The 10,350-nt window shown below is 63.1% G+C and carries 11 protein-coding genes; 4 read left to right on the top strand and 7 right to left on the bottom strand.

What is annotated here, in order from left to right; genetic code table 11:
* Positions 1-174: 174 nt before the first annotated feature.
* Together MnOB_RS09835 and MnOB_RS09830 are read right to left on the bottom strand one after the other, a co-directional pair.
* Positions 175-972 (bottom strand): c-type cytochrome, encoded by a 798-nt coding sequence (locus MnOB_RS09835; RefSeq protein ID WP_077524044.1) that lies wholly within the window; start codon positions 970-972, stop codon positions 175-177.
* Between the two features lie 3 nt (positions 973-975).
* Positions 976-1,332, bottom strand: a complete 357-nt coding sequence (locus tag MnOB_RS09830) for a rhodanese-like domain-containing protein (protein WP_077524043.1) — start codon at positions 1,330-1,332, stop codon at positions 976-978.
* Positions 1,333-2,080: 748 nt separating this feature from the next.
* On the opposite strand from MnOB_RS09830, the gene MnOB_RS09825 reads away from it, so the two are divergent.
* Together MnOB_RS09825 and MnOB_RS09820 are read left to right on the top strand one after the other, a co-directional pair.
* Positions 2,081-3,286: an acetyl-CoA C-acetyltransferase gene (locus tag MnOB_RS09825; RefSeq protein WP_077524042.1), complete on the top strand. Its 1,206-nt coding sequence runs from the start codon at positions 2,081-2,083 to the stop codon at positions 3,284-3,286.
* A 14-nt stretch (positions 3,287-3,300) separates the two neighbouring features.
* Positions 3,301-5,445, top strand: a complete 2,145-nt coding sequence (locus MnOB_RS09820) for a 3-hydroxyacyl-CoA dehydrogenase NAD-binding domain-containing protein (protein WP_077524041.1) — start codon at positions 3,301-3,303, stop codon at positions 5,443-5,445.
* Positions 5,446-5,510: 65 nt separating this feature from the next.
* On the opposite strand, the gene MnOB_RS09815 is transcribed toward MnOB_RS09820, so the two are convergent.
* From MnOB_RS09815 to MnOB_RS09805, 3 genes are all read right to left on the bottom strand, one after another.
* Positions 5,511-5,882, bottom strand: a complete 372-nt coding sequence (locus MnOB_RS09815; protein WP_077524040.1) for a glutaredoxin family protein — start codon at positions 5,880-5,882, stop codon at positions 5,511-5,513.
* Between the two features lie 67 nt (positions 5,883-5,949).
* Positions 5,950-6,210 (bottom strand): hypothetical protein, encoded by a 261-nt coding sequence (locus MnOB_RS09810; protein ID WP_077524039.1) that lies wholly within the window; start codon positions 6,208-6,210, stop codon positions 5,950-5,952.
* 21 nt (positions 6,211-6,231) lie between these two features.
* Positions 6,232-6,456, bottom strand: coding sequence for a hypothetical protein (locus MnOB_RS09805; RefSeq protein ID WP_077524038.1), 225 nt, complete (start codon positions 6,454-6,456; stop codon positions 6,232-6,234).
* Positions 6,457-6,794: 338 nt separating this feature from the next.
* Between MnOB_RS09805 and MnOB_RS09800 the strand changes: the two genes are divergently transcribed.
* Positions 6,795-7,514 (top strand): amidotransferase, encoded by a 720-nt coding sequence (locus MnOB_RS09800; protein WP_077524037.1) that lies wholly within the window; start codon positions 6,795-6,797, stop codon positions 7,512-7,514.
* A gap of 78 nt (positions 7,515-7,592) precedes the next feature.
* Here the strand turns inward: MnOB_RS09800 and MnOB_RS09795 are convergent, their stop codons facing one another.
* On the bottom strand, positions 7,593-8,564 hold the full coding sequence (locus tag MnOB_RS09795; RefSeq protein WP_077524036.1) for a magnesium and cobalt transport protein CorA: 972 nt from the start codon (positions 8,562-8,564) through the stop codon (positions 7,593-7,595).
* Positions 8,565-8,716: 152 nt separating this feature from the next.
* Here MnOB_RS09795 and MnOB_RS09790 point away from each other — a divergent pair, with 152 nt between their 5' ends.
* Positions 8,717-9,574 (top strand): alpha/beta fold hydrolase, encoded by an 858-nt coding sequence (locus MnOB_RS09790; RefSeq protein ID WP_077524035.1) that lies wholly within the window; start codon positions 8,717-8,719, stop codon positions 9,572-9,574.
* A 162-nt stretch (positions 9,575-9,736) separates the two neighbouring features.
* Here the strand turns inward: MnOB_RS09790 and MnOB_RS29580 are convergent, their stop codons facing one another.
* A complete protein-coding gene (locus MnOB_RS29580) occupies positions 9,737-10,171 on the bottom strand; it encodes a hypothetical protein (RefSeq protein ID WP_158713787.1) in 435 nt (144 codons plus the stop codon).
* Positions 10,172-10,350: the final 179 nt, after the last annotated feature.

Here is a 10,350-nt window from a genome sequence, read left to right as displayed (position 1 = left end):
CAGCTTAACGCCCTATCGGGGTGTCCAGAATCATTAGGCCACTTCAGGCCAGCCCCCTCTCCCTCTGGGAGAGGGTTGGGGTGAGGGCGGGTGAGGGATGCAGGGAGTTCGAAGGGAGACCTTCGGCCTCCTTGGCGAATGAATTCGCCCCTACAGGCCTGTGCCAGAGCCAACCTACTGCGCCACCTTCCTCCCCGCCATGTGCTTCAAGTACCCAATCAACTGCCCCAGCTCTTCATCCGTAATCGCTTCCTTCGAGAACCCCGGCATCTTGCCCTGAGGCCAGCGACGCAGGCTCTGCGGATCGCGGATGTAATGAGGGAGGAAATCGCCAGCGAAGTATTCGGTGGGGTTGTGGGGAATGTTCAGGTCCGGCCCGAACTGGGCATCGCCTGCGCCATTGAGACGATGGCACGCCAGGCAGTTCTTCTGGAACTGGGCGAAACCGGCCTGCACCTCGGCGCTGGCGTCATCGGCCGGGAGCAGGGCCGGGAAGCGCTCGGCCACGGAAGGCAGATAGCGGATGCGCGCCACCTGGAAGGGCCATTGCTCAGGGCCGATGCGGGCAACCTTGGGGTTGGTCCAGACCAGATAGAAGGGCCCGGCGCTGGGTTTGCCGGCAGCCAGTGGCGGCCACGGCTTGGCCGGATCTTCGATGGCCAGCCAGGCGCGGGCGCCTTTGTCGTTCAAGAGCGGGGCTGCGGCCAGTTCGGCGGCGAAGCCGTCCAGCGCCACGGCCTGCAGGTGCTCGTCAGGTTTTATGCCTTCCAACAAGGCCGCCACCGGCACGGCGCGATAGCGCATGGTCGTCTTGTAGGAGACGTCGTCTGCAATGGTCACCTCCTGCGCCTGGGGATGGGCGAGCAGGGCGGCGGTGTCCCAGGTGCGGTTGCCGCCGGGCAGGTCCAGGGTCAGCTCGGCGGCGTGGAGCGGGGTGAGGCAGAAGAGCAGGGCGAGAAGCGCATGGCGCATCGATCAGTCCTTGTGCAGGGCGGTTTTCAGGTCCAGGTAGCCGCCACCATTGATCACCCGGCTGTAGCCCAGGTCCTTCAGGCTGTCCTGGGCGATGCCGGATCGGCGGCCGCTGCGGCAGTAGAGCACTATGGGTGTGTCCTTGTCCGGGGCGACCTGGGCAATTTTCTGGGCGATTTCCTCATAGCCAATATTGTGCGCGCCGGGGATGGCGCCTCCGGCCACTTCCTCCGGGGTTCGCACATCGATCAACACGGCATTGGGCTGGTGCATGGCTTCGACGGCGGCGGCCTGGTCGGTATCACCGGCGGCGGCCGGCAGGCTCAGGGCCAAGGCGAGAACAGCAAGCAGGGTACGCATGATGGCGGCTCCTGGATAAGGCATGTCCAGCGAACCTAGCACAATTGATCGGAGGTGGCGCAGGCCAACGGGATCGCGGTTTTTCGTCATGACCAGAGCCTGGTTCGACGTCCAAACAGTCAAGGCGTGGCTACCCGCGCTGCGTTGACCGCAGGGGCGGCTACGCAGCACAGGACGACCAGTTGAGGGTGAATATTGACGATCAGCTGACCAGCCGGGTCAGGTTGGGAAGGATGAGAATGACGGTGGTGGCAAAGACGATAAGGCTCGCTTGCCGCATTTTCGGCTGTTTGAACATGGCCAACTGCCTTTTTTGTTGTTGGAGGTGCGTCGGTCTGGGCTCCCTACGGCCGGCCCTGAACCTCACCTTCCTCCGTGGCTTTTGGACGAGTCACCACTCCGGCAAAACCCGGCAGCGGCTGCTTGCATTTCAAACTCTAGGGCCGGCATCACATTCCGCTTATACCGGTTGGTAACTACCGCGCTGCTGCTAGTAATGCGCGGCTATTGAGGGTGGCTGATCGCTATCGACCAGCCCCGAAGCCAGACACATCCCTTTCACCTTCGCCAGCAAGTGGCCATCAGCCGACCGTTCGTCTGAGCGCAGCGGTCAATAGGGCTGAGCTTTTCCGTCATTGAGCCCATGGCCTATAGCGATAAGGTAGCCATAGCCTGCCGGAGCACCGGTGGTCGACAGACAAGAACAACGGGCACCCGATGTGCCGCCTAGCTGCCTCAAGAGGACGCCATGACCGAAGCATTCATTTACGACGCGGTGCGTACGCCCCGCGGCAAGGGCAAGAAGGACGGCGCTCTGCACAGCGTCAAGCCGGTCAACCTGATCGCCGGGCTGCTCCGCGCCCTGGCCGAGCGCAATGACCTGGATACCAGCCAGGTCGATGACATCGTTCTCGGCTGCGTGACCCCAGTGGGCGACCAGGGCGCCGACATCGCCAAGACCGCAGCGCTGGTGGCCGACTGGGACGAGACCGTGTCCGGCCAGCAGATCAACCGTTTCTGCGCCTCCGGCCTGGAAGCGGTGAACCTGGCGGCGATGAAGGTGCGCTCCGGCTTCGAGGATCTGGTGGTGGCCGGCGGCGTGGAATCCATGTCGCGCGTGCCCATGGGCTCCGACGGCGGTGCCTGGGCGATGGACCCGGAAACCAACCTGCATACCAGCTTCGTACCCCAGGGCATCGGTGCCGACCTGATCGCCACGCTCGAAGGCTTCAGCCGCAACGATGTCGACGCCTTCGCCCTGCGCTCCCAGCAGAAGGCCGCGCGTGCGCGTACCGAAGGCGCCTTCAAGAAATCCCTGGTGCCGGTCACCGACCAGAACGGCATCGTCCTGCTCGACCATGACGAGTTCATCCGTGGCGACTCCACCCTGGAAGGCCTGGGCGCACTCAAGCCGAGCTTCGAGATGATGGGGCAGATGGGCTTCGATGCGACCGCCCTGCGCAAGTACAGCCAAGTCGAGCGCATCGACCACGTGCATACGCCGGGCAACAGCTCCGGCATCGTCGACGGCGCCGCCGCCATGCTCATCGGCTCCGCCGCCAAGGGCAAGGAACTGGGCCTGAAGCCCCGCGCACGCATCGTCGCCACCGCCGTCACCAGCACCGACCCGACCATCATGCTCACCGGCCCCGCGCCGGCCACACGCAAGGCCCTGGCCAAGGCTGGCCTGAGCGTGGCTGACATCGACCTGTTCGAGGTTAACGAAGCCTTCGCCTCGGTGGTGATGAAGTTCATGAAGGACATGGGCGTGCCGGAAGAGAAGGTCAACGTCAACGGCGGCTCCATCGCCATGGGCCATCCGCTGGGCGCCACGGGCTGCGCCATCCTCGGCACGCTGCTGGACGAGCTGGAAGCGCGCAACTTGCGCTATGGCCTCGCCACCCTGTGCGTGGGCGGCGGCATGGGCATCGCGACCATTATCGAGAAGGTTTGAGGCGGAGAAGAAAAATGACTGACGCCATCCGTTACGAAAAAGGCCAGGACAATATCGTCGTCCTGACCATGGACATGCCCGGCCAGAGCGCCAACACCATGAACGCGGTGTACCGCGAGGCCATGGCCAGCACCGTCGAGCGCCTCGAAGTCGAGAAGGACGGCATTGCCGGGGTGATCATCACCTCTGCCAAGAAGACCTTCTTCGCCGGTGGTGACCTCAATGAACTGATCAAGGTCACCAAGGCCGACGCCAATGCCTTCTACCAGATGGTACTGGGCCTCAAGAGCCAGCTGCGCCGTCTGGAAACCCTCGGCAAGCCGGTGGTGGCTGCCATCAACGGTGCGGCGCTGGGCGGCGGCTGGGAAATCTGCCTGGCCTGCCACCACCGCATCGCCCTCAACGACAACAGCGTGCAGCTCGGCCTGCCGGAAGTGACCCTCGGCCTGCTGCCGGGCGGTGGCGGCGTGGTGCGCATGGTGCGCCTGCTGGGTATCGAGAAGGCACTGCCGTACCTCGCCGAAGGGCGCAAGGTGCGCCCGGAACAGGCCCTCAAGGCCGGCCTGATCCACGACGTTGCGCAGACCCCGGACGAGATGCTGGCCAAGGCCCGCGCCTGGATCGTCGCCAATCCCAAGGCTGCGCAACCCTGGGATACCGCCGGCTACAAGATTCCCGGCGGCACACCGTCCAGCCCGAATGTGGCGCAGATGCTGGCCATCGCCCCTTCCGTGCTGCGTGACAAGACCAAGGGCTGCTTCCCGGCGCCGGAGAAAATCATGTGCGCCGCCGTCGAAGGCGCACAGGTCGACTTCGACACCGCCCAGCTGATCGAGGCTCGTTACTTCACCGAGCTGACCACCGGCCAGGTGGCGAAAAACATGATCGGCACCTTCTGGTTCCAGTTGAACGAGATCAACGCCGGCAGCTCGCGGCCCAAAGGCCCGGCTCCTTACGTGACGAAGAAAGTGGGCGTGCTCGGTGCCGGCATGATGGGCGCGGGCATTGCGTACGTTTCCGCTATCGCCGGTATCGACGTGGTGCTGAAGGACGTATCGCTGGAGGCTGCGGAAAAGGGCAAGGCCTATTCCCAGAGCCTGCTGGACCAACTCGTCAGCCGCGGCCATATGGCGGCCGAGAAGCGTGATGCCATCCTCGCCCGGATCAAAGCCACCGCCAGCGATGCCGATTTCGAGGGTTGCGACCTGATCATCGAGGCCGTCTTCGAGAACCGCGAGCTGAAGGCCAAGGTCAGCGCTGCTGCTGAGGCCGCCGCGCTGCCGGATGCGGTGATCGCCTCCAATACCTCGACCCTGCCCATCACCGGCCTGGCCCAGGCGGTGTCCAAGCCCGAGAAGTTCATCGGTTTGCACTTCTTCAGCCCGGTGGATCGCATGCCGCTGGTGGAGATCATCCGTGGCGAGAAGACCTCGGATGAAACCCTGGCCCGTGGCTTCGACTACGTCCTGCAGATCAGGAAGACGCCCATCGTGGTCAACGATGCCCGCGGCTTCTTCACTTCGCGCGTGTTCGGCACCTTCACCAATGAAGGGATCGCCATGCTCGGCGAGGGCGTTTCCGCCGCGATGATCGAGAACGAGACGCGCAAGACCGGCATGCCGGTCGGTCCCCTGGCGATCTCCGATGAAGTCTCCATGGGCCTGATGACCCACATCCGCAACCAGACCGCTGAAGACCTCAAGGCCGAGGGCAAGGCGCTGCCGCAGCATCCGGCCTTCGCTGTGATCGACCTGATGGTCAACGAGTACAAGCGTCCTGGCAAAGCCGCAGGTGGCGGTTTCTACGATTACCCGGCCGGGGGCAGGAAACAGCTCTGGCCGGAGCTGAAGGCGCGCTTCGAGAAGGCCGACAAGCAGATCCCGCAGGAGGATGTGCGCGACCGCATCCTGTTCATCCAGGCCATCGAGACCGTGCGCTGCGTGGAGGAAGGCGTACTGCTGTCGACGGCGGATGCCAACATCGGCTCCATCTTCGGCATCGGCTTCGCTCCCTGGACCGGCGGCGTGCTGCAGTTCATCAACCAGTACGGCCTGCGCGACTTCGTCGCCCGCGCCCGCTACCTGGCCGAACAGTACGGCGAGCGCTTCGAGCCGCCGGCACTGTTGCTGGACAAGGCGGACCGGGGCGAACACTTCTAGGTTTCAGCTCCGCATAAAAAAACCGGCTCGCTACGAGCCGGTTTTTTTGTGTCCGCGGTGTGGGGTTACACCTTGGCGAAGCGGCTTTCCAGATAACGGATGATGTCGTTGGATTCGTACATCCAGCGGCTCTCGCCGTTCTCTTCGATGCGCAGGCAAGGCACCTTGACCTTGCCGCCACCGGCCAGCAGGGCAGCGCGGTGGGTTTCGTCGTTCTTTGCGTCACGCAGGGCAACCGGCACGTTCAGCCGATGCATGGCGCGGCGGGTTTTCACGCAGAAGGGGCAGGCGTTGAATTGATACAGCGCGAGGCTGGAGGCCTCTTCCGCGACCCGGGATTGCGCTTCCGGACTGCGGCGCTGCTTGCGCGGACGGGTGATGAGGTCGAGGAAGATGATCAGCTGGCCCAGGCCGACTCGTAATGCCTTGATGAACACGGTGGCAAACCCTTGAGTGAAAAATCGGGGCGGCAGTCTAACTGAACTGGCCGGGTTCAGCCGACATTCACGCCAGAAGGCTGCTGTAGCACTTCAGCGAGTTCACGTCGAAGGCGGCCGGCAACTGCCATTCGCGCTCGCTCGGCGGGTTGCCGGACTGCACACCCAGGGCGCGTTCGTTGGCAATGGCGCGGGCGATGTTGTGGTTGGCCTCGATGTTCTTGGCGACTGCACCCACCGAGCCGTGAGCGCAGCCGATCAGCGAAAAGCCATTGGTCATGAACGCCAGGGCGGCAAGGAAATAGAGGCGGTTCTTGTGCTGCTTCATCGTCGTCGGCCTGTTCGGGTGTCAGCCTTGGGTCTTGCCGCTGGGCTTCTTCTGGCTCGCCAGCAGCACGGGAATGCTCTGGCTGAGTTGCTGGTAGAAGCTCATCGAGCCGTCCGTGGGGCTCACCCCGATGCGGCCGCGCTCGTAACCGAAGCTGACAGCGAGAACCACCATCACCACGATGAAATACAGGCCGAGGCTGGCGAGGGCGCCGTTGCGTGCGTATTTGACGGTGAGGTTGCTCATGGCTGGACTCCGCGACCGGGGACTGGGTGGTGCGTAGCGTCGCGAAAATCCTTTCGATGAAAAAACGACCTTCAAGCATGGTAAGTATCGACGGGAGCAATAGTTCCCGAGAGAGGCGTCAATTTTACTTGACGAGACGTCGAGCGCCGCGAACTAGAGCGGCGTGGCCCGGAAGAATCGGCAGGGATTGCGGGGCACCTGTGGCTGGCTATCGCGCCGTTAGGCTGTAGCTATGGGCGGACGGATCAAACGGTATTTCAATCACACCGTCACTGTGTTAAATAAAACGCACATTTCCCCCACATAGAGCCTCTCTGCATTTCAGGAACCATGAGCTAATGCCACTTCGCATCTGCATTCTCGAAACTGACATCCTCCGCCCCGAACTGATCGACCAATACAAAGGCTACGGCCTGATGTTCGAGCAGTTGTTCGCCAAACAACCGATTCCCGCGGAGTTCAGTGTCTACAACGTGGTGCAGGGGCATTACCCGCCTGACGATGCGACGTTCGACGCGTACCTGGTAACCGGCAGCAAGGCTGATTCCTTCGGGGCCGATCCGTGGATCGTGAAGCTCAAGGAATTCCTGCTGGCTCGCTACGAGGCCGGTGACAAGCTGCTGGGTGTCTGCTTCGGCCATCAACTGCTGGCCTTGTTGCTGGGCGGCCGTACCGAGCGCGCGACCCAGGGCTGGGGTGTTGGCACCCACAGCTACCAGTTGAAGCAGAAGCCGGAATGGATGACCCCGCTGCTGGACGATCTGACACTGCTGATCAGCCATCAGGACCAGGTCACCCAACTGCCTGAGAACGCCACGCTGCTGGCTTCCAGTGATTTCTGCCCGAACGCCGCTTACTCCGTGGGCGATCAGGTGCTGTGCTTCCAGGGGCACCCCGAGTTCGTTGCTGACTACTCCCGTGCCATCCTGGACCTGCGCAAGGACTTCCTTGGCGATGAGGTCTACAACCAGGGTGTGAGCGGTCTGGATCGTGATCACCAGGGCGCCGCTGTTGCCGAGTGGATGATGCGATTCATCGCTCGCGACCGCGCAGCCTGACGGTCGCACCGTAACAATAAAAGCCCGCCAATGGCGGGCTTTTTCATGGGCTGGATTCGGCGTTGCACGGGTCGGGTTTCACAGCCATCCGTAGTATTTGAAGCTGGCGTAAAGCGCGGTACATCCCGTGGCCACCACGCCCAGCACACCGAAGTAACCGTAATGCCAGGTCAGCTCCGGCATGTACTGGAAATTCATCCCGTAGATGCCGGCAATCGCCGTTGGGAACGCGAGAATGGCCGCCCAGGCAGCGAATTTGCGCTGCACCACGCTCTGCCTTGAGGACTCCAGCAGCAGGCCGATCTCGATGGCGTGGTCGGCCATTTCACGCAGGCCGGTGAGGTCTTCCAGCAGGCGTTTGACGTGAATGGCGATGTCGCGGAAGTAGGGCCGCATGTGCTTGTCGATGAAGGGGAAGTCCAGGCGCTGCAGCTCTTCGCAGATCTCCCCCATGGGGCCGATGTAGCGGCGCAGGCGCAGCAAGTCGCGGCGCAGGCAATGGATGCGTTCGACGTCGGCGTGGCCCAGCGGGCGTTCCAGCACGGCCTGCTCGATCTCTTCCAGCTCCGAGTGGAAGCTGTCCATCAGCGGCCGGTAGTTCTCCATCACGAAGCTGAGCAGGGCGTAGAGCACGAAGTCCTCGCCGTGCTCGAGCAGCAGCGGGCGCGCCTCGCAGCGCTGGCGAACGCGGGAGTAGGGGGCGGACTCGCCGTAGCGGGCGCTGATGATGTAGCCGTTGCCGGCGAACAGCTGCGTTTCGATGAACTGCAACTCGCCTTCCACTTCGATGGGCGAATACACCACCAGGAACAGGGCGTCGCCGAAGGTTTCCAACTTGGGCCGGGTGTGGCGGGTGAGTGCGTCCTCCAGCGCCAGTTCATGCAGGTCGAACTGCCGTTGCAGGTTGCTCAGTTCCTCGGCACCGGGGTCATGCAGGCCGATCCAGACGAAATGCCCCGGCTTGCTGGCCCATTGCAGGCCTTCATCGAGGGTTATGTCGGTGACTTTCCGGCCTTTGGCATATACAGCGGCGGCAACGACTCGACCCATGGTTCAGCTGTTCCTTAATCCGTTTATGTGTGGCGGAGATTATCGCGCCTGATCTTCTGAGTCTTGCCGAAGGCCGAGGTTCTGCAATGGCGTGGCTAGAGCGTTTGCTCTAGATTGTTCACGCGCCTCTCGATCAGAACAAGGAGAACAAAGTGACCGAGGCTTTCCGCTTTTCCGCAGGGCGATTCGAGTGCCCCTATCGCGTCTATCGATCCTCCGTCCCCGGCCCCGTGCTGATCCTGCTGCCGGCCATGGGCGTTGCCGCGCGCAAGTACGAAAACTTTGCCCTGGGCTTGGTCGCTGCCGGTAACCAGGTGCTGGTGGTTGATTGGCCGGGTCAGGGGGAAAGCGGCCCGCGCCCGAACCGGCGGCTCGACTATGGCTACCGCGATCTGATCGATGAATTCGTGCCGAGCCTGCTGGCCACCGCCAGGGCGCATTTTTCAGAGGGTCGACTGGTGCTTCTGGGCCACAGCCTGGGCGGACACATCGCCACGTTGTTCGCCGCAGCGAATCCGCATTCCGATGTGGCTGTGGTGGGCGTGGCCTGCGGGAATATCCACTTCCGTAACTGGGAAGGCCGGCAGCGCTTGCTCACCCCGTCGGTGGCGCTGTGCTTCAACCTGCTGACAGCCCTGTTCGGCTACCTGCCTGGCAAGACCATCGGCTTTGGTGGCCACGAAGCACGCAGCCTGATGCGCGATTGGGGGCGGGTAGCGTGGACGGGCAGCTTCGATCACCTCGGCCTGGATCTGGTCCATCCACACAGCAACCCGACACCGTCTCTGTTCATTGGCATTCATGGCGATCCCTTTGCGCCGGAAGCCTCGACCCGAGGATTGGCGGCATTGATCCAGGAACAGCCCGAGGTCCGCATGCTGCATTCTCCAAGGCCGGCCTCGGAAAATCCCCATAGCGCCTGGCTGCGTTCGCCGGCGAAGGTCGTCGAGGAAGTTATCGGTGGTCTGGCGCAGTTTTCCGGGCATTTCGCCGCCGGTCAGCTTGCCTGAAATATCCTGTTACGTTCGCTGGGGTTCACGGCTAGTGTTCAGAACATAGTCGAGGACAACAAGCGGAGGCGGGTCATGGTGCTGAAGAAGTGCGTATTGGCGGTGGCGATCTGCTCGGTACTGAGCCTGTCGTTTGCCTTTGTTCCGGACGATCTTTCCAGCTCATCGGTTGCCTATGCCAAGGATGGGGGAGGCGGCGGTGGTGGGGGAGGTGGTGGAGGTGGAGGTGGCGGCAGCGGCGGAGGCGGTGGTGGAGGTAGCGGTGGCGGTGGTGGCCATGGCGGTAGTGGCAGCGGCGGTGGCGGCCATGGCGGTGGAAGTGGTAGCGGTGGCGGAGGCCATGGCGGCAGTGGTAGTGGTCACGGCGGCAGCGGCCATAGCGGTGACGGCGGCGGTCATTCCGGCAATAGCGGCCAGGGTAGTTCCCACAGCGACCGTGGCGCTGACGACGGTGCCGGTCACGACGATGGCGGCCCCCATGGCATTGGCCACGGCGCAGACGACGGAGCGGACCATGATGTCGGCGAAGCTCACGGCGTGGGTCACGGCGCGGATGATGGCGCCGACCATGACGTCGGGGACGATCACGGCCAACATGCCGGTGGCGAACCGGGCGACGACAACGGCGGCTCCCTCTGACGATGCAATAAAAAAGCCCCGCGAATGCGGGGCTTTTTCGTGAACGGTGTCCCGTCCTGAATAAGGTTTACACCTTTGCCCTTATTTTCAGGAGAGCTCCATGGCAGAAGGTGTACGACGTAGCCAGCGCGATTACA

The organism is Metapseudomonas resinovorans (genome assembly GCF_002003485.1).
Classification (GTDB): domain Bacteria; phylum Pseudomonadota; class Gammaproteobacteria; order Pseudomonadales; family Pseudomonadaceae; genus Metapseudomonas; species Metapseudomonas resinovorans_D.
Note: the sequence above shows the minus strand (reverse complement) of the source record. Positions and strands in the feature narration are given on the sequence as shown.

What these genes read in the sequence shown, in the direction of transcription:
- MnOB_RS09830 (WP_077524043.1), bottom strand. Translation starts at nt 1,332, where the DNA reads ATGCGTACCCTGCTTGCTGTTCTCGCCTTGGCCCTGAGCCTGCCGGCC.
- MnOB_RS09835 (WP_077524044.1), bottom strand. Translation starts at nt 972, where the DNA reads ATGCGCCATGCGCTTCTCGCCCTGCTCTTCTGCCTCACCCCGCTCCAC.
- MnOB_RS09805 (WP_077524038.1), bottom strand. Translation starts at nt 6,456, where the DNA reads ATGAGCAACCTCACCGTCAAATACGCACGCAACGGCGCCCTCGCCAGC.
- MnOB_RS09825 (WP_077524042.1), top strand. Translation starts at nt 2,081, where the DNA reads ATGACCGAAGCATTCATTTACGACGCGGTGCGTACGCCCCGCGGCAAG.
- MnOB_RS09795 (WP_077524036.1), bottom strand. Translation starts at nt 8,564, where the DNA reads ATGGGTCGAGTCGTTGCCGCCGCTGTATATGCCAAAGGCCGGAAAGTC.
- MnOB_RS29580 (WP_158713787.1), bottom strand. Translation starts at nt 10,171, where the DNA reads ATGTTGGCCGTGATCGTCCCCGACGTCATGGTCGGCGCCATCATCCGC.
- MnOB_RS09800 (WP_077524037.1), top strand. Translation starts at nt 6,795, where the DNA reads ATGCCACTTCGCATCTGCATTCTCGAAACTGACATCCTCCGCCCCGAA.
- MnOB_RS09810 (WP_077524039.1), bottom strand. Translation starts at nt 6,210, where the DNA reads ATGAAGCAGCACAAGAACCGCCTCTATTTCCTTGCCGCCCTGGCGTTC.
- MnOB_RS09820 (WP_077524041.1), top strand. Translation starts at nt 3,301, where the DNA reads ATGACTGACGCCATCCGTTACGAAAAAGGCCAGGACAATATCGTCGTC.